The sequence below is a fragment of the Desulfotignum balticum DSM 7044 genome (assembly GCF_000421285.1).
Lineage (GTDB): Bacteria > Desulfobacterota > Desulfobacteria > Desulfobacterales > Desulfobacteraceae > Desulfotignum > Desulfotignum balticum.
In genome coordinates this window covers 4,394,603-4,414,339 of the sequence record NZ_ATWO01000001.1, presented here as the reverse complement: position 1 = coordinate 4,414,339, position 19,737 = coordinate 4,394,603, and the positions used below count along the sequence as shown (strand labels likewise).

The 19,737-nt window shown below is 51.3% G+C and carries 13 protein-coding genes; 6 read left to right on the top strand and 7 right to left on the bottom strand.

The window, feature by feature from the left end:
• Nucleotides 1–265: 265 nt before the first annotated feature.
• The 7 genes from K365_RS0122065 to K365_RS0122035 form a co-directional block, all read right to left on the bottom strand.
• Entirely contained in the window at nucleotides 266–1,660 is a 1,395-nt protein-coding gene (locus tag K365_RS0122065) for a sigma-54 interaction domain-containing protein (protein WP_024336339.1), read from the bottom strand.
• Nucleotides 1,647–3,290 (bottom strand): amidohydrolase, encoded by a 1,644-nt coding sequence (locus tag K365_RS0122060; RefSeq protein ID WP_024336338.1) that lies wholly within the window; start codon nucleotides 3,288–3,290, stop codon nucleotides 1,647–1,649. Before K365_RS0122060 ends, K365_RS0122065 begins: the two co-directional genes overlap by 14 nt.
• Nucleotides 3,290–4,330, bottom strand: a complete 1,041-nt coding sequence (locus tag K365_RS0122055) for a proline racemase family protein (protein ID WP_024336337.1) — start codon at nucleotides 4,328–4,330, stop codon at nucleotides 3,290–3,292. The genes K365_RS0122060 and K365_RS0122055 overlap by 1 nt, the downstream gene beginning before the upstream one ends.
• An 88-nt stretch (nucleotides 4,331–4,418) precedes the next feature.
• A complete protein-coding gene (locus tag K365_RS0122050) occupies nucleotides 4,419–7,442 on the bottom strand; it encodes a PEP/pyruvate-binding domain-containing protein (protein WP_024336336.1) in 3,024 nt (1,007 codons plus the stop codon).
• Between the two features lie 14 nt (nucleotides 7,443–7,456).
• On the bottom strand, nucleotides 7,457–8,689 hold the full coding sequence (locus tag K365_RS0122045) for a THUMP domain-containing class I SAM-dependent RNA methyltransferase (protein WP_024336335.1): 1,233 nt from the start codon (nucleotides 8,687–8,689) through the stop codon (nucleotides 7,457–7,459).
• Between the two features lie 16 nt (nucleotides 8,690–8,705).
• Nucleotides 8,706–9,602: a DUF4438 domain-containing protein gene (locus K365_RS0122040; protein WP_006967700.1), complete on the bottom strand. Its 897-nt coding sequence runs from the start codon at nucleotides 9,600–9,602 to the stop codon at nucleotides 8,706–8,708.
• 22 nt (nucleotides 9,603–9,624) lie between these two features.
• On the bottom strand, nucleotides 9,625–10,782 hold the full coding sequence (locus K365_RS0122035) for an MFS transporter (RefSeq protein WP_006967699.1): 1,158 nt from the start codon (nucleotides 10,780–10,782) through the stop codon (nucleotides 9,625–9,627).
• 144 nt (nucleotides 10,783–10,926) lie between these two features.
• Here K365_RS0122035 and K365_RS0122025 point away from each other — a divergent pair, with 144 nt between their 5' ends.
• The 6 genes from K365_RS0122025 (at nucleotide 10,927) to K365_RS26895 (ending at nucleotide 19,694) form a co-directional block, all read left to right on the top strand.
• Nucleotides 10,927–11,916 carry a YhdH/YhfP family quinone oxidoreductase gene (locus K365_RS0122025; protein ID WP_024336334.1) on the top strand — a complete coding sequence of 330 codons (990 nt, stop codon included), beginning with the start codon at nucleotides 10,927–10,929 and terminating at the stop codon, nucleotides 11,914–11,916.
• An 88-nt stretch (nucleotides 11,917–12,004) separates the two neighbouring features.
• On the top strand, nucleotides 12,005–12,193 hold the full coding sequence (locus K365_RS0122020; RefSeq protein ID WP_024336333.1) for a hypothetical protein: 189 nt from the start codon (nucleotides 12,005–12,007) through the stop codon (nucleotides 12,191–12,193).
• 1,046 nt (nucleotides 12,194–13,239) lie between these two features.
• The gene (locus K365_RS0122010) at nucleotides 13,240–14,313 is read left to right on the top strand and encodes a TRAP transporter substrate-binding protein (protein WP_024336332.1); all 1,074 of its coding nucleotides are present in this window, start codon (nucleotides 13,240–13,242) and stop codon (nucleotides 14,311–14,313) included.
• A gap of 171 nt (nucleotides 14,314–14,484) precedes the next feature.
• The gene (locus tag K365_RS0122005) at nucleotides 14,485–15,015 is read left to right on the top strand and encodes a TRAP transporter small permease subunit (RefSeq protein ID WP_024336331.1); all 531 of its coding nucleotides are present in this window, start codon (nucleotides 14,485–14,487) and stop codon (nucleotides 15,013–15,015) included.
• Complete coding sequence (locus tag K365_RS0122000) at nucleotides 15,002–16,387, top strand: TRAP transporter large permease (RefSeq protein WP_024336330.1); 1,386 nt, start codon at nucleotides 15,002–15,004, stop codon at nucleotides 16,385–16,387. The genes K365_RS0122005 and K365_RS0122000 overlap by 14 nt, the downstream gene beginning before the upstream one ends.
• 766 nt (nucleotides 16,388–17,153) lie before the next feature.
• Nucleotides 17,154–19,694, top strand: a complete 2,541-nt coding sequence (locus tag K365_RS26895; RefSeq protein ID WP_024336329.1) for a glycyl radical protein — start codon at nucleotides 17,154–17,156, stop codon at nucleotides 19,692–19,694.
• The last annotated feature ends 43 nt before the right edge of the window (nucleotides 19,695–19,737 follow it).

Here is a 19,737-nt window from a genome sequence, read left to right as displayed (position 1 = left end):
CCTTGATTGTTTAAAATACAAAATATGTACCAGGTGAAAAATTATATTTATAACCTGTTAATAAGTAAAGGAATTATTGAGAAAATCACAGAATGTTTCATCCGTTTGTTTTGAGCTGATTCATTATTGAATCGTTGGTTTTTGAGTTAACTGTCTGAATCTAAATGATATTTGAGTGATTTGATTATGAATCAAGTATTTAATGCTTGCCGGGCCTTGAATAAAAGGAAATGACCTGGTTTCTGATTTAAAAATGAATCAAATTTTATCCGCTCCGGATCCGCACATGATATTTTTTGAATTTTCGGACCACCGTGGGCTGACTGATACCTAAGAATTCTGCGGCCTGCCGGGTGGTCCGGCATCGCTGGGCTGCCTGTTTCAGCATGTCATGCTCCACGGATTCCAGGGTTTGTACCAGGCTGCCATCGGTTTTTTTAACGGGTGTACCTGGGTCCGGGCAGGTGGGTGCGTCGGTTAACCGGATCAGATAGTCATCCAGCTGCCGGCGGTCACACATGGCCACGGCCTGTTTGACGATGTTGATCAATTCCCGGACATTGCCCGGGAATGCATAGGTTTTCAACGCCTGCAAAGACCGGTATCCGATGTGTGCCCGGCGGCTGTATTTTTTGTTGAACCGCTTCAGGCAGATCCGGGTCAGTTCCAGAATGTCTTCCGGCCGTTCCCGCAAAGGGGGAATGGACAGCGTAAAGGTGTTGAGCCGGTGAAACAGGTCCAGGCGGAACCGCTTTTTCCGGGTCAGTTCCAACAGATCCTGGTTGGTGGCGGCCAGCACTGAGCAGTCGATTTTTTTGGACCGGGTACTTCCTAAAGGCATGATTTCCTGGTCATCCAGGTATTTGAGCAGTTTGGCCTGGACCCCAGGGGACATTTCCCCGATTTCATCCAGAAACAGGGTCCCTTTGGCGGCCAGCTCAAAAAGTCCTGCCTTGCCGGTTTCCCTGGCCCCGGTGAACGCGCCTTTTTCATATCCGAACAGTTCGGCTTCCAGCAGGTTTTCCGGCAAGGCCGCGCAATTGATCTGGATGAACGGGTTTTGTGCCCGGGGACTGTGCTTGTGGATGAATTTGGCCAGCAGTCCTTTCCCGGTACCGGATTCTCCGGACAGCAGAATGTTGGACGCCCCGAGACGGGCCAGTTTCAACGCCAGATGAACCGTCTGTTTCATGGAAGGGCTCTGGGCCACCACATCGTTGTCCGTCAATTCCCGCAACGTGAGTTCTGTGAGTTCTTCCCGCATTTTTTCCGATTCCTGGCGCACCTGGGCCAGTTGGCGTTTCATGTCCCGGATCAGGGAAATGTCCCGTTCGTTCACCACCACATAGGCGATCTCTCCGGCATCATCAAACACGGGGGTGCCGGTCACCAGCAAGGAGTAGCCGGACCGGGGCGTGGTCTGGACCAGGCTGACCTGGCGCCTGGTTTCCAGCACCTCCTGGGTGGCGGACCGGTTGATCTGCCCTTCTTTAACCAGGGCTCTGACATCTTTTCCCAGTACCTCGGATGAACGGATCCCGTTAAGACGCTCCGCGGCTTGATTCATTTTCAGGATCCGGCCCTGGCGGTCACAGATCAGCAGGCCGTCCGCAGACCGGGTGAAAATGGTTTCCAGAAAAAACAGGTCATGGTCGTTCATACACGATCTTTCCGTTGAACAGGGTCAGTACCACCCGGGTGACAGGGATCTCTTCGGGATCGATGCAAAAGATATTGCGGTCCGTGACAATGAGATCCGCCTTTTTTCCCACGATCAGGCTGCCGGTTACATCCCCCATGCCCGACGTTGCAGCCGGGGTCAGGGTATATCCTTGAACCGCCTGATCCACGGTCAGGCACTGGTCCGGGTACCACCCGGTGTCAGGCGTGTGGTCCATGCGCCGGCGGGTGACGGCGGAAAATATGCCGGCAAATGGATTGGGGTCTGCCACGGGGGCATCCGAACTGAACATCGTGGGAATGCCCGTTTCCAGGATATTCTTGAAATTATAGGCGTATTTGCCTCTTTTCCCGACACATTGGTCGATCATGGAAATGTCCAGGCTCATATTGTTGGGCTGGCAGGAAACTGCCAGATTTTTTAATTGCTTCAGGGTTTCCAGGTCCCGGGGCAGGATCATCTGGGCGTGTTCCATGCGGTGGGGAATGCGGCAGGCGCTCTGGTTCAGCGCTTCCACCCCTGCAAACACGGAAAGGACCTCATGAACGGCCCGGTCCCCCACGGCATGTACCATGCAGGAAAGTCCGGCCCTATCCGCCTGGATCACGGCCTGTTCGATCTCCTGGATGGGGGTCAAAGACATGCCGTATGCGGCATCCAGGTAAGGTTCAGTCATCCAGGCGGTCCGGGCCCCCATGCCCCCGTCGCTGAAAAATTTCAAATGTCCGATGCGCAGCATGTCATCCCCGAACCCGGAGCACAACCCCAGATCAATGGCCTGGCGGGTCATTTCCCCGGGCAAAGCCACATGGCACCGCAGGGTCAGTTTGCCTGCGGCATGCAGGGACTGCCAGGCCTGCAAAGCCACGGCCCCTTCTTCCCCGCCCATGAGCCGGATATCATGAATCCCGGTCAACCCCAGGGCATGGGCCTTTGCCATGGCCTTTTCCATATTTTCCAGCAGGTTTTCAAAGGTCAGGGCCGGCAACACATTCCGGATCAGATTGGGGGCCATTTCTTTGAGAACGCCGGTGGGTATACCGGTGCCGTCCCGCACAATCACCCCGTCCGGCGGATCCGGGGCGGTGGAATCAATGCCGGCCAGAGACAGGGCACTGGAGTTGGCCACGGCCAGATGAAGGTCACAGCGCCAGATGCACACCGGGTTGTCCGGGGCCGCCATATCCAGGTCCAGACGGTCGGGCATTCGGTTTTCCGGCCAGTCGGATTCATTGAATCCCTGTCCCAGAATCCAGTGATCCGGACCCAGGAGTCGGGATTTTTCCCGGATGGCTGTTTCCATTCCGGCAAAATTCCGGGTCTGAGCAAAATCAATGCTGTTCAGGTTGACGGCCCATTCATAAAAATGGAAATGGGTATCGATGAATCCGGGCAGCACCAGTTTCTGATCCAGATTCAAAATCCGGGTGGTCGGTCCGGCCATGGCCAGAATGGTTTTGTCATCACCTAAGGCCATGATCCGGTTTCCTGCGGTTGCCAGTGCCGTGGCAGAAGCCCCATGGCCTGAACCCACAGACTGATTTTTTGAAAAGCGGGTGTGTCCGGGCGAATACAGGGTGGCATTGTGTAAAATCAGATCAGGTGTCATCAGACGAGGTATCCTTGCTGAAACGGATCTGTTTGATCCAGAGTGAAATGATGCACCCCGGTGATCCAGGCCTTTCCGGAAATTTGGGTGACGCTGGCTTCAAAATCCCCGATCTTTGTTTTTTCCACCAGCCGGGCTTCAAAGGTGGTTCCTAAGGGACTGGCATTGATATAGGGTTCGTTGGGTTCAATTTTTTTGTAATGGTGCAGCAGGGCCAGTTTGGCGGCCGTGCCCGTGCCGCAGGGGGAGCGGTCCATGTGGGATTCACCATATACCACCATGCCCCGGCCCCGGGCCGTGCCGCTGGATGGGACACAATCATAAAATTCGGTCACATCCACGGTGGTGACATCCGGTCGTTCCGGATGGGTCACCGTGAGCTGTTCATTGGCGGCGTCAATGATTTTCATGCCCAGGTCCACCAGGATCTGTCTGTTTTCCAGGGCCGGTGTCAGGTCGATCCGGCGCGTGTCCACCATGGCGAAAAATCCGCCGGCACACACCAGGTCCACGGGAATGGTCCCGAACCCGTCCACCCGGATCTGCTGATCCGTGGCAAAGACAAACGCGGGCACCATCTGGATGGACACGGATGTCAAACACCCGTCCCGGACATGGGCGATTGACGTCATCCGACCGGACGGGGTGTCGATACCCACCCGGTTTTCTCCTTCGGCCAGGGTCAGGGTGCCGGTGCGGAAAAGCGTTGTCACCGCGCCGATGGTGGCATGGCCGCACAGATAGGGATATCGCCGGGTATCCATGTAGATGAGACCGAACGCGGCATCCGGTGTCACAGGTTTTGTGACCAGGGCGGCCAGCACCTGGCGGGATCCCCGGGGCTCTTTGGTCAGAAGGCTTCGAACCGCGTCATAACCGGTTTTAAAATGGGTCAGTTTTTCCATCATGGTCCGGCCGGGAACCGGGGGAATCCCGTCCACGATCAGCCGGGTCACCTCACCTTCGGTATGAGAATCAATGGTGGTGATCACGGGGGCATCACCATCATACAGTCGCGATAAATCATTAAAAGGGATCATTTTATACACATCCTTTATGTAATTTCAGGTCCGGTCCGAAGGATTCCCTGTTTCCACGAGATCCTTGAAACACCGGATCGGACCCGGGTTAACCTGCTGAATCGATCTTTGGTACATCCGGCATGGGTACGGGTTCAGATGCCGGTTCACGGGGCATCAGTGCGGCCCGGGATGTTTTTCCATCCACCCGGATATACAGCCCGTCCTTGAAATGAATATGTTTCAGATGCGGGGTAACCGTGGTGCCGGCCTGCCGGCCGAGAAATTGGTAATCAATGAAATCCTCGGTATTGTCCGATACCGTGATATAGGCAATGCCCAGAGAGGTGATGTTCTGGAAAAAATGGGATCCCTGGGACGGGTCCGCCTTGATGCTTTCAATGGTGGCCTCCACCATGACCCCGACATTGGAGATATCGTTCCATGCCACGGGAATGCCCAGCCACCGGTCGGAAGACCCCCATCGCCCCGGACCGATGAGTACATATTTTTTCTGGCTTTCATTGAACAGGGCGTTGAGCTTGTTGATCTCTCTGGCAATTTCAACGGTTTTGGCCGGATCGAAATGATCGGGATCCACATAAATCAGATCGTGAATGTTTTTATATTCTCCGTTCCCCAGGGAATGAACCGAATAACAAAACGCTTTTTCTTGATCTTCCGGCATGATTCTGACTTTGAGATTTTGTTTGTATCTTCCCATGGGCCGGATCTGGAGCAGTGAGAATTCCGGTTTCCGGCTGCCGTCTGCATGCAGGTTCACGGCAAATTCCACTTCCACGGACGAGCCCATCCATCGGCTGCCGATACGGGTGACTTCCGCCAAAATCTGCGCCAGAGGAAAACTGTTGTACTTGAGAATGCCGGCAAAGGTCAGCACGGGATATCCCTTGTCGGAATACACATCCCGGATCCGGTTGTCCTGAACATGAAAGGTGGAGCACAACTGCCGGACAATGGGATGGTCCACGGCATCCATGAGTTCGAGATGGGCCAGAGTGGGGTCTTCTGCCGGGTTTGACAAAAAGTGATTTTTCGGGGGGAACACATCCATTTTCAATGCGTAAAAATATTTCTGGGAATTTTCCAGAATATCTTCCACCATGGAAAACTGGGGCAGAAACTGCGGGTATCGGGGACAGAATCGCAGGGTTTTGCCGCCTTCCATCACAATTTTTCCCAGTCCCATGGCAATGTATGCAATGCCTTCATCCGCTTTGAGATGGGCAATGGGATAAAAATTATAGGACTGGGCCACGCCGGCAATGGAGGGATAGAAATAATTGTCGTGCCGGATCCCGGTCAGTTCCTGGAGAATGACGGCCATTTCTTCATCTTCCGTCCGGTGCATGGTACTCTGGGCATAGGCCCGGGGGGCTTTCATGTAAGTGGAGGCATATACCAGTTTGACGGCCATGATCAGCCGGTCCAGCCGCATGTCAAGGCGGTCGTCACTGTTGGGCAGCATATAGGTTTTGTACAGGCCGGCAAACGGCTGGTAATGGGCATCTTCAAACAATGAGGAGGACCGCACCGCAATGGGATAGTTCACATGTTCCAGATAGACCTTTAAATTATTTTTCAGCCAGTCCGGAAATTGGGCCTGGATGAACGCCTTCACCACCATTTCATCGGTGAGATCCTGGCCGGATTCCAGCAGCTTCGCCAGGTTGTTGTCTTCAATGAACATTTTAAATCCGTCCGTGGCAATCACAAAGGTCTGGGGAATATGGATATCCACGTCCGGAAATTTTTCGATGAGTTCATCATCCTGTTTGATCTGGGAGGCCATGAATGCCAGACCTCTGGCTTTGCCTCCCAGAGACCCGTTGCCGATTTTCATGAACCCGGTGTCTGAATCAAATTTGCTGGAATCAAATTCAATGACCTGGCCCTGGCGGGTTCCCCGGCGCCGGGCCCGGATGCTGTCGATGAGAAACCGCTTCAATGTCTTAGGATCGGGAAAATCATCCACAGTATAGGGTTTCAGGCTCAATGCCAGGCTGATTTCACTGCGGGCCAGAAGCCATCGAGAGAAATCATTGTTTTTGGCGTGGAACACAATGGATTCATCCGGAATTTCCGGCAGCAGCTTTTCAATGGCCCGCAGATCACTGGCCCGGGCTACTTCGTCTCCCGTGGGCAGTCTGAATACGAACGCCCCGAATCCCAGGCATCCCACAAAAAACGTCTTGATCCGGTCATTGAGGTTGGCGGAATTCTTGTTGATGAACACCGCCGGTATCCGGTAGGCCAGATCCCGGCTGCGCTCTTCCGTGCTGATCACCAGCAAAGGCAGGTCCGGCACGTCTTTCTTGATTCGGCGCAACAGGTCAAACCCTGCGTTTTCATCCATGGTGCCGTTTCTGGGAAACCGCATGTCCGAGAAAATGGACAATACATAGGGTTTGTATGTTTCATACAGGGACAGGGCTTCCTCATAGGTCTGGGCCAGCAGTACTTTGGGGCGGCCCCGCATTTTCAGCAGCCGGTGTTCCTCGTTGATGGACTCATCGATCACCGACTGGGTCTGGAGCACGATCTGTTTGTAGATCACCGGCAGAATGGAGGAATAGTGATAGGGCGAATCCTCCACCATGATGATGACCCGGACATTGGCGTTCTTTGTATCGAACGCCACATTTTTTTCATCTTCGAAATTTTTGATGATGGCCAGGAGCAGATCCGCATTCCCGCCCCAGACATAGGTGCGGTCAATGGCGGTTTTGTTTTCCATGCACAGGTACTGGCTGATGTCACATGTGTTGTGCAGGAGCATGAAAAAAGGCAGATTTGCATACTGCTGTTTGACTCTTTCACCAAAAGTCTGCACATCCATGCCGTCCAGGCTGGGCATGGCCAGGATCAGGTCGAAATTTTTTTTCTCCAGCCGTTCAAAGGCATCGGTTGCCGAAGACACCCAGGTGAGCCGGGGAGGTCTGGACAGGTTCAGTCCCTTGTATTCATGAATGATCCGGTTGGACAGCCGGCCTTCCTCCTCCATGATGAACGCGTCATAGGGGCTGGACACCAGAAGAATGTCTCCCACCTTGTTGGCCATGAGTTCATGGTAGATCTTGATACCTGATTCCTGGTTAAAGGACGTGTCCATATACCGGTCCTTGATCAAAAAAGTTGATATTTTACCAGTTTACCGTCCAGGCCGCCGATGGTCAAAGGTTCTTTCCAGGATGGGGCCAGAGGGACATGCTTGATATATTTGGGATCACCAAAATACACCAGGGCCGTAGACCTTGCGCACCGTTCCCGCAGAAACAGTCCCAGGTCCTGATAAAATGTTTTAAGATCCCGGTCTTTTCCCATGCGGATGCCGTAAGGGGGATTGGTGACGATCAGGCTGTCTTCAATGCCGGGGATTTCCCGGAAATCGATCTGGGACACGGTCACATCGGCCCCGTGATGCAGGCCCATGAGATTGGTTTTGGCGGCGGTCACTGAATGTTCTGAAATATCGCTGCCGGCAATGAGCCCCTGGGGCAGCGGCCGGATGTTTTTGTCTGCTGCCTGTTTGATTTCCTCCCACAGCCGGGGATCAAAATCCGGCAGCGCTTCAAATCCGAACCGGGTGCGGAACACCTGGGCCGGAATCCGGCAGTACTTCATCAGGGCCTCGGCCAGCAGGGTCCCGGAACCGCACATGGGATCGTACAACGGCACGGTACCGTCCCATTCGCTCTTCCGGATGATGGCCGCGGCCACGGTTTCCTGCATGGGGGCCGACACCGAGGCCTCCCGGTACCCGCGTTTGTGCAAAGGCCCCATGGATGCATCCAGAGACAGGGTGGCCACATCCCGGTGAAGATACAGATTGACCACAATGTAGGGATCTTTGGTGTCCACGCTGGGCCGGCGGTTGGTGCGGTCCCTGAAATAATCGGCAATGGCATCCTTGACCCGCAGTCCGGCAAAATTGGAATGCGTGATGCTGGATTCTGACACATTGGCCACAATGGAAAAGGTCTGCTTCGGGGTCATCAGCTCTTCCCATGAAATTTTTCGGGCCTCCCGGTACAACACGTCCTTGTCTTTGCAGGGGAATGTGACCAGAGGAATCAGTATCCGGGACAATAACCGGGCCTGGTAGGTGATTTTGTAAAAATCGGGCTTGGCCGCAGTGAACCAGATGCCCCGGAATTCATAGGAAATATCTTTGGCACCCAGTTCTTCCAGTTCCCGGCCCGCCATCATCTTGGCAGTCTCGGCCACCTGGGCGAAATACCGGGATTTTTTTTCGTAAATATACTGAAGCTTGGCCAGTTTTCGAAGTCTGCCCTGGCCTTTTTGCAGAATGGTTTTTTTGATCACACCGGTATCCTTGACATGGGGTTGACGGGTCATGATATGGTTATATCATTTATCGGTTTTTTTGCAAACAGGTCCCGATATTCAGCCGGTCCGCCATATTGGCGGCAGGGTCTGTTACCGGGGTTATTTTTCCGGTCGGGCTGGTCATCAGGGTGGTGACGCCCGGGCCGTGTCCGGCCAGGCGGCAGTCCGAGTGCACCACGATGCCGATGCTCACGGCCCCTTTTCGATAGGCCCGGCCATAGGCATTGTCATGATCCATCAGGGCCACAAAATCACCGAACCGCATTTTATCCAGATGATATCGGGCCACGGTGTCCGGATCCGAGGTCATGACGTCATAATCTCCGGCGCCCACATGGGCACGGCCTAAACCGGATCCCATGCACGCTGCCGGTATCTGTGTGGTGACCGGCACGGCCAGCCCTTCGTTGCCGTCGGGCGTGATCTGCATCTTATGAAGCAGTTCAGGTGCCAGGTTGAACAGCCGGATATCGGCAAAATCCGATAACGCCAGTCCCTGGCCTTTGGCCCGGATCCGGATTTTATCGTCATAGCTCATCTGTTCTTTGACCTGCCGGTCAAACTCCACAATAATATGCTCGGACCCGCCATGATGGCCGATCACCACCCCGGCTTCCCCTTTGGCTTCGCCGGAAAGAATTTTGGCTTCATTGCCCACACAGGCCAGAAACTGAAGGGAATTATTGGGAAAGTCATTGGGTTTGTCTGCATTGGCCGTGCAGGATACGCCTGGCTCGATATGGTCCCCGGCCAGGCCGAAGGCCGGATCTCCCAATCCCACATTCAACGTGATGCCGCCGATACCGGGCAAAAGAAACGGGACCCCCTGATGGTCCACTTTCCATCCCGGTCCCACCCGGGGCGGGCCGGGCCGGCATTCCATAAACATCTCCACGATTTTATTTTCATTGGTTTTCAGCATGACATTCTCCTGAATTAACGGGTTACATATCTTTTTTCCTGTCCGGCAGCCATATCAGAAACGGCAGGGACACAAACCCCACCACGGCGCTGAACACAAACATGTTTTCCATTCCGGCCATATCCCCCACAGCGCCCACCACCACCACGGCAAAGGACCGGACGGCAAAAGACACCATCATGAACATGCCGTTGGCAGCGGACGGATGGTTTTGGGCATTATCCTGCACAATGGCCAGCATCACCGGTGTGGTGGATAAAACGGAAAAACCGGTGATCACCAGCATCCCGATTTTCAGAAAACCCGTGGTATGCACAAACAGCAGCAAAGTTACCGGGGCGGTGGCCAGGGCCCAGAACAGTACTTTTCTGCGGCCGATCCAGTCGGACAGGGTTCCGGCGGACAAAACCCCGGCCACGCCGAATGCCTCGTACAGGGCCAGGGCCGCCCCGCCATACCAGAGGCTGCCGGTCTGCTCTTTGATGAAAACACTTAAAAAAATGCCCATGGAGGCATGCATGCCGGCCCGGGCCGCCAGGATGCCGGACAACGGCTTGAGCACATGGCGGATTTCAACATACGCCTGTTTCAGGGAGCCGTTCCGCCGGACCTCGGGTTTTTCCGGCGGGGATTCCAGGGTCAGCCAGAGCAGCACGGAGGTCATCACGGCCAGGCCAAATACCAGGTAGAATCGGTCCACACCCAGCCAGGCCAGGGCCGCCACGGCCACCATGGGCCCTAAGGTCCGGGCCAGCTCGCCGCCGGACATGAACAGGCTCATGCCCCGGCCCTTGCGGATACCGGAATATCCGGCCACCAGCACCGGCGAAGGGACATGGTACAGGGCCGCGGAAATACCGGATAAAAACAGCAGGATCAAGAGCAGAAAATAGGACGGTGCCGCCATGATCAGGCTCATGGGCAGGGCCGTGAAGGACGGGGCCAGGATCACCAGCCACCGGGCCACTTTTTTGTTGTCGGCAAACAATCCGATGAGCGGGTTCAGCATGGCCGGCACCTGCATGACAAAGGACAACAGCCCGGCCTGGCTCAAAGTCAGAGACAGTTTTTCGATGATCAGGGGCAACAGCGGCGGCAGAAAACTGGAGTACAGATCATGGACAAAGTGGGAAAAGGAAATCAGGGCCACCCGGGGGGTTTGAAATGCGGTTTTTTTCATTGGTCTTTCATACCATGATCCGGCTTAAAAGTAAGGCAAAATTCCATGCCTGCAAATATAAAACTTGATCCATTACCAGATCGGTATTAATTTGACAAGTCAGAGACGGTTAAATTCAAAATATCTGATGCCCGGGAGGCTGTCATGACCGATCAGACCTTTGACGCATTCATCGTAAAAGAAATTGCTGACAAACAATATGCCGGACGTGTCGAGCAGACCCGTGTCCGGGATCTGCCTGAAGGCGAGGTCCTGATCCGGGTCAAATATTCCTCTCTCAACTACAAGGATGCCCTGTCCGCCACCGGCAACAAAGGGGTCACCCGCACCTATCCCCACACCCCGGGCATTGATGCGGCCGGCCATGTCGAAGAAAGCCGGGTTCCGGTACTGGCCCCGGGTGATCCCGTGATCGTCACTTCATATGACTTAGGCATGAACACGGCCGGGGGATTCGGGCAGTATATCCGGGTGCCGGCGGACTGGGTGGTGCCTCTGCCCGGCGGCCTGACCCTAGCGGAGAGCATGATCCTGGGAACCGCCGGGTTCACGGCCGCCATGTCCGTTGAAAAGATCACGGACATCCCTGTGGATGCCGGGCCGATCCTGGTGACGGGTGCCACGGGCGGGGTGGGATCTCTGGCCGTGGCCATTCTGTCAAAACTCGGGTATGAGGTGACCGCGGTTTCCGGAAAAATGGCAACCGATTTTCTCAAAACGCTGGGGGCATCGGAAATTATCGATCGCAGGGCGTTTGTCCAGAACAACGGCGCGCCCATACTCAAACCCCGGTGGGCCGGGGTGATTGATACTGTCGGCGGCGATATCCTGGCGACAGCCATTAAATCCGCCCGGGCCCGGGGAAAGGTGACCTGCTGTGGACTGGTGGCTTCTCCGGACCTGCCGATCACGGTATTTCCTTTTATTCTGAGAGGGGTATCGCTTTTTGGCATCGATTCCCAGCATTACCCCAAAGAACCCCGACAGGCCTTGTGGAAAAAGCTGGCACACGACTGGAAACCGCAAAATTTGGCGGAAATGGCCACCCGCATCACCCTGGACCAGCTGCCCACTGCGATCGACAACATGCTCAACGGCCGGCTCAAGGGCCGGACGGTTGTAAATCTGGGATAGGTCATTGAATTGCGTTTACACCAAGGCGTGACAATGGTAATGAATACTTACAGACGGAAAACCGACAACCCAAAAAAAGGAGACCATCATGAGCACACCGCAACATTGCCCTGGATTTGAAAATTTTAAAAACTTGAAATCCTTTACCTGTAAATGCCCTGCATGTGATGCATCCAAGGAAATTTTCTCGGATGAATTTGACAAACCCCATAAATGTGACAAATGCGGCGCAGAAATTGATTTCACCACCTGCACCTATGATGCGGGAGCAAAATAACGGATACCATCCTTTCGCACCCTGCCGGACACCCGTTCCGGCAGGGCCTTCCCATGCAGTCCTGACTTGACTCCGGCTTGTTTATATCGCTGATTTTTGATTGACACAAGTTTCTAATTCCAATGATATCTGCCCGTATCCCTCACAGATAAAGCAATTCAATGAAAATGAACCATCAGACATGCCTGACATATTCACCTGCGAATCTATACCTGAGCTATCTGGCAATAGAGATTGCATCGCCAAATTTTGCTGCATGCACAGAAATGCATAGTCCATCATTTTCAGTGCCACTGTCCAGGTCTTTCACCGCATAGACCTCATCATTTGCTTGGGTATACATTATTTTTCAAGGCCGTGAATTTTCATGCATTGGATAATCTTGAAATATTTGAATCGGTTTTACATAAGAGCATCCGAAGATTTCATAATAAATTCATTCATAGCAATTTCTTCAATCCATTCTTTCGGAATGCCTTCTATTCCATAATAAGCCCCAGCCAATACCATGCAGTGGTACAAGTTTGCAGCCTTGGCTCAGCAATATCCATTACCGACCCAGAAGATAGCGCATACAATATGTTAAGCGAAACCGTGAACTTGAGGAACCGGATGCGGGAAATCCGCTCGTCCGGATCTGTGGGGGCGCCGGGTGGGAAACTGTTCGGCTCTACCCGGAGGATTATGATTCACAATAGCACAAGCATGGAAGTTTAAGCTGATTTTTTAAAAAACCTCAAACTCCAAAGAATAAATAATCAGACGACATGAAATGACTATCAAAAATTGACTCAATTATCCCTGTTTTATCGGATAGATAACAGAAAAAATTGGATTAATAGTCAGATCATCAGATTTATGTTGACATCCTGAATCCTGATTGATATATGGACTTGTAAGGTGGGGTGACAAATAATTTAAGCGCTTAAATTGTTAACATCTATTAAACCCATTTGATTTAATCAGTGATCTTAAGCCGAGGCTGTATGATTAGAGGAAGGTACATTAAGAATTGCGAAATGTAACATAAACGGAGGAAGTTTGATATGAGATCCAAGCAAAAATTTTTCCTGGCACTACTATCAATCACTTTAATGGTATTGAGTACATCTGCGTGGGCAGCCGATAAGGAGAAGAATATCCTCCTGAAGCTACCGGTTGCCTTTTCCACCAACATGCCGACCGTCGGTGAAGTCACTGTGACGTTCAAAGAGTATCTCGAGTCGGCGAGCGGTGGCAACATGAAAGTAAAAATCTACGAGCCTGGTAAGCTTATGCCGGTCTATGAGATTCTCGATGCCGTTTCTACCGGAAAGGTTAATGCAGGTTATACTGCGTCCGGATATACCGCCGGAAAAATCAAGGCTGCCGAGTTTTATACGGCCATCCCTTTCAGTCAGAGTGTTCCTTATTTTATCAGCTGGCTTTACTTTGGTAATGGTGGAAAGCTCTACCAGAAAATGTACGATAGAGCCGGATACAATGTAAAAGTGTTTCCATTCTGTTTTCTTGCACCGGAAACAGCCGGCTGGTTCAGAAAAGAGATCAACTCCCCGGAAGACCTTAAAGGGTTGAATATTCGATTTTTCGGTCTTGGCGGAAAAGTGCTCAGCAAGCTCGGGGCTTCCGTTACATCTTTGCCTGGCGGCGAGTGTTTTCCGGCGCTTGAAAAAGGTGCCATTGATGCGACTGAGTTTGCGACGCCTGCCGTCGATACCCAGTATGGGTTCTACAAAGTAGCGAAATATAATTATTTTCCGAGTTGGCACCAGCCTGCCACCCATCTTGAGCTTCTGATCAATAAGGATACCTGGAATTCCATGAGTCCCCAGCAACAGGCCCTCATTGAGGTCACAACCCGTGCAATCAATTTGTGGTCCATGGCCAAATCGCATGCTGAACAAGGCTCCGTGGTGAGGGAAAATGCAGAAAAGCACGGTACGCAAAATCTGGAATGGTCCCCTGAACTGTTGAAGCTGTTTAGAGAAACATGGCTTGAAGTGATTGAAGAAGAGACGTCCAAGGACGTGTTTCTCAAGGAGATCTGGGAAGACTACAAAGCCTTTCAGAACCAATGCAAACCTTATGAGAGTGTGGCCCATCTGCCAAGACCGGAATAAAGCAGGCCTTGCCGGTGATTGATTGAGGTTGCAGCACGATCTTGATGTTCAAAAATAACCTGGGCAGGCGTAAAAATCCTCACAATCGATGAATTTTGATAACCGGATGCGGTTTCCCGCGCAAGTTGTGGGAAACCGCATCGATCCAATTGAATAGGGTGGAGGTTAAAATTGGGATACCCAAAGAAAAAAAATAGCCCTTTGGACAGTCTGGATAATCTGTTCCTGGGCTTTGGCAGGATCATGGCATGGGCCAATGGTCTGTTGATTTTGGTCATCGCACTGCAGGTGACACTTCGTTATGGTTTCAACAACGGCCTGGTTGTTCTAGAAGAACTCGAATGGCATCTTTACGGTTTGGCATTAATGTTCGGACTTTCCTACGCAGTAGTCGAAAACTCTCATGTCCGGGTTGATGTTATCAGTAACCGGTTCCCGGAAAAAGTGCGGCACTGGATCGAGGTTTTGGGTGCCCTGTTTCTCATGCTGCCTTTTATTGTCGCAGTCATCATCCACGGCTACCATTTTTTTCTCGATTCTTGGATTCACGACGAACGGTCCGTGGCTCCGCTGGGGCTCCCGTGCCGCTGGGCCATCAAGGCTGTCATACCCATCAGTTTCGTGTTTTTCGGTACTGCTATCTTCTTGCGGATGACGCGGTCTTTACTATTTTTGTTTGGGAATAGACATGGAAATCAATGATTATCTCGTTTTAGCGATGTTTGTCTCGTTTATTGCTCTACTGTTTTCGGGCTACCCGGTTGCTTATAGCCTGGCCGGGACTTCGATCCTGTTTACCGGTATCGGGTATTTTTCCGATCAGTACCTGGGGACAATCACTGGTATAGATTTCAATTATTTTGGGCTGGTTGTGTCCCGTATCTATCAAACGATGAACAACTGGGTACTGATATCTGTGCCCATGTTTATCTTCATGGGATTGATGCTGGGCAAGTCAGGCATTGCCGAACGACTCATGGTGTCGGCCCAGGAGCTTTTCGGCAAGGTTCGTGGGGGGCTGGCCATCACTGTAATGTTTATCGGGATACTGCTGGCTGCATCCACCGGGATTATCGGTGCTTCGGTCGTCATGCTGGGGCTTATCAGTATACCGGCAATGCTTAAGCAGGGCTACCACAAGCCACTGGCGGTGGGCACGGTGGCCAGTGCCGGGACTCTGGGCATCCTCATTCCGCCGAGCATTATGCTGGTGATGATGGGGGATCAGTTGAGTGTCTCGGTCGGCGATCTTTTTATGGGGGCCGTTCTGCCGGGACTTTTGCTGGCGTTTCTTTACGTTGTGTATCTGCTCATTTACTGCTACCTCAAGCCGGATGCCGCACCCCTGGCGCCGGATCGCCGCCCGATTACCTGGGGTATCCTTTTCGAAGTCATAAAACGAATTATTCCACCTTTATTCCTCATCTTATCGGTTCTCGGGTCTATCTTTACCGGCATTGCCACCGTCACAGAAGCCAGCGGAGTCGGGGCCCTGATGGCCACATTTCTCGCCATTTTTTACAAAAAATTTAATTTTTTAGTCCTCAAAGAGGTACTTTATTCTACCTATAACACCACCGCTTACATCTTCGGGATACTGATCGGAGCGACTTGTTTTGCTCTAGTGCTGCGGGGTCTTGGTGGGGACGAGCTGGTCGAAAGGCTTTTAATGAGCCTTCCGTTCGGAGATTATGGAATTATCGTCTTTATCCTGTTTATCGTTTTTCTGCTCGGCTTTTTTCTGGACTGGATCGAAATTTCTCTGATTGTTCTTCCACTGGTTGCACCTGTGGTTTCGGGCCTGGACATTGCCGTGAACGGCTATGGGATTGTAAACCGGCCGGAAGTGATCTGGTTCATAATTATGGTGGCTGTCACCCTGCAGACATCTTTTTTGACGCCACCGGTCGGATTTGCCTTGTTTTATCTCAAAGGAATCACTCCGCCAGAAATCAATCTCAGCCACTTATACAAGGGCGTGTTTCCGTTTATTATCTTGCAACTTTTAGTTCTGCTGGCCATTATTCTTTTCCCCCAACTGGTTCTCTGGCTGCCGGCGTTCATCTACGGGTGATCGTCTCGACGCTCAAAAAGACGCGCCACCCGATGATACAGATTTTGGGCCTTGAAGGGTAAATGAACAGAGGTGGTATGCACCCAAGAGGTGGTGATTGAGAGGAATGCTGATGTCGGGAACCCAAACGATAGAAGAAGATTGTCATTGCCCCGGGTAAAGATAACCTTTTCCCGGGCCTGGCAAATGGCTGACTGTGGCCGGTGATAGACCGATTGTTTCCTTCAAAACCGATCTGCACGAAATGCTTCAACCATGAGTTGAACGAAGCCGCTCCGCGGCAGAAAGAGCCAAAATATTGTATACTCCTCTTTGGGTGCGGTGGTTGTTTAGTTTATGGAAGTTTAAGCTGATTTTTTAAAAAACTTCAAACTCCAAGGAATAAATAATCAGATGACATGAAGTAAGTATCAGTAATTGACTCAATTATCCCCATTTTATCGGCTAAATGACAGAAAAAATCGAATTAATAGTCAGGTCATCAGATTTATATTGACAACCTGAATTTTAATTGATACATAGGGTTTTAAGGTAGATAGACAAACAATTTAAGCGCTTGAATTGTTAACGTCTATCCAGTGCTCTTAAGCCGAGGCTGTATGATTATAGGTTTCGCGAGCTATATGTACTATAGTTGCATCTATGATGCTTGATGATCCTGTGCACATATGGCGAACCGCCGAGAGAGTCGAGAAATACAAATTGTAAGGAGCAAAGAACGAGAATTCCCGTATGTCCCAAAACCCACTACAAGGAGGTATAAGAAATGAAGGCAACGACAACGAAGGTAAAAAATATCGGAAATATAGTACCGCTTGAAAAAGAAAGCATATTGCGGTGTATGGAGGAGATTAGTGATCCGGTAGGTGCCAGAAACTGGAGCTATGATCCGGAAATAGTCGAAGATATTAAAAAGCTGGAGATAGGCCCGAGACTTGCTGGGCTCCGGGAAGAAGTCAGGGTTACCACGCCCCAGTTATATATTAAAGATAGATCCAAACCTGTGCTGGAAAGCTATAAGGAAACAGAAGGCGAGGACCCGGGAATAAGACAGTCAAAAGCGCTGGCAAAAGTCCTGCGAGAGATTCCGGTAAACATAAGGCCAGGCGAATTAATTGTGGGTGCTCTTACCAAAACCCCCAGAGGCGCTGCATGGTTTCCTGAAATTGTTGATTGGCTTATCGATGAAATAGACGAAGTTTCCGAAAGGGCTTGGAATCCATTTTTGATTTCCGAGGAAGATAAAAAATATTACCTGGAGGAAGTGCATCCATACTTTAAGGATAGGTGTAGCTTAAGCAGAATCCAAAAACAATTGCCGAACGAACTTAAAGAAAAATATCCGTATGGTTTGTGGACCAACGGTATTTCGCAGGAAGGGCATATAGGCCATATCATCGTTACGGATCGGCAAAGGTTGTTAAATGGGATTTGCTGGTACAAAGAAAGAGCTCTGGAACTAATGGAAAAGGCGGATAAATGCGATCCGCAATACCCTGACAAGCGTTTGTTCTGGAAAGGTACTGTTATTGTCTGCGATGCGGTGCGGGACTTTGCGCACAGGTATGCGGAAGAAGCGCGCAACTTGGCCAAAGTTGAAAAAGACGCTAAAAGAAAGGCAGAGCTAGAAAAAATAGCTGAAATATGCGATTGGGTGCCCTGGAATCCTCCTCGCACATTCCACGAAGCATTGCAGGCCGCCTGGTTTATTTACCTGATTTATTACCTTGAAACCAATATGACAGCCCAGTCCCCCGGAAGAATCGACCAAAAATTCTATTCCTGGTTCAAAAAGGAAGTTGTTGACGATAAGACGCTCTCCATAGAAGAAGCCAAAGAGTTGCTCGGATGCTATTGGCTGAAGGTAGCCGAAAACTCGAAAATCAATTCAGAGGTCGAATCCAGATGGAGAACTGGCAACGTGATGTTTCAAAGTATCACTCTGGGTGGAACCGACAAAAACGGTCAAAGCGCGGTCAATGAACTCAGCTACTTAGCATTGAAGGTTGAGGATCACATGCATTTGGATCAGCCCAATGTTGGCGTATGGGTGCACGATAACGTTCCGGATGATTTTCTGGAAGAGTCCGCCAAGGTCGTTGCCCGTGGGGGGGGGAAGCCCATGTTTATGGGCGTTAAAAGCAGAGTGAAGCACTTTATGGATGTGGCAGGCCTTCCTGAAGATGCAGCCATGCAATACGATTCACTTGGCTGCAGCTTTATGTGGAACCCCTACTACCCCCATTACGATCACTCAAATGATATTGTACCGGGCAAAGCTTTGGAACTGGCACTCAATAACGGGGCAGACCGAAAGACAGGAAAGCAGATTGGCCCTCAAACAGGCGATCCCAGAAAATTCAGAAGAATGGAGGACGTAGTAAAGGCCTGGGAGGCACAAACTGCCTATGCAATGCAATGCACCTGCATTCATGCCAACACGATCCACAAAGTTTGGCAAGAGTATTTGCGAGTTCCATACACTTCAATGTTGTTAGGCACCTGTTTGACGGATGGAAAAGATATTGTCAACGGAGGCTCCGGAGGCTTTAATAACAGTCCTATCGTATCCATAGGATCTGTTAATGTCATCAACTCCTTTGCAGCCTTGGAAAAGATAGTGTTTAACGAAAAGAAAGTCACCATGGCCGAAGTTATAGATGCCCTGGATAAAAACTTTGAAGGATTCGAAGAACTTCAGAAGCTGCTGTTGAATGCCCCGAAGTACGGCAACGACGATGATGTGGTAGATAAATGGATTCGGCCGCATCAATATTTTATCACGGAAGAATTGCTAAAATATCCGATGCGTTCCGGAAGACAGCGGAAGCACCCGGGTTGGGAGCACTTATCAGCCAGTGTGCTATTTGGATGGATGACAGGCGCGTTGCCCGACGGCAGGAAAGCAGGGGTGCCTTTTGCCGAGGGGGGAGTTTCGCCTATGCAGGGAACAGACACCTCAGGACCAACCGGTTCCATGCGGTCTGCAGCCAAGTGGGATTATGTCAGCATGCTGAACTGTATATACAACCAGAGGTACCATCCTACAGCCCTTGAAAGCGACGAGGACATTAAAAAATTCACCACATTGGTCAAAACCTACCTGAATCGAATGGGTGATAATGGAGGACAACATCTTCAATGCAATGTGGTTTCTTCGGAAACCCTTAGGAAGGCCCAGAGGGATCCGGAGAAATATAGAGATTTAACCGTCAGAGTGGCGGGCTACACCGCTTACTTTACGGAGATCGCCGAGGACCTCCAGGAAGACTTGATAGCAAGGACGGAGTATTCGGAAGTCGCTTGATAGAAACCAATAACCGGTGACCGTTCGTCGAAGCGAAGCAGAG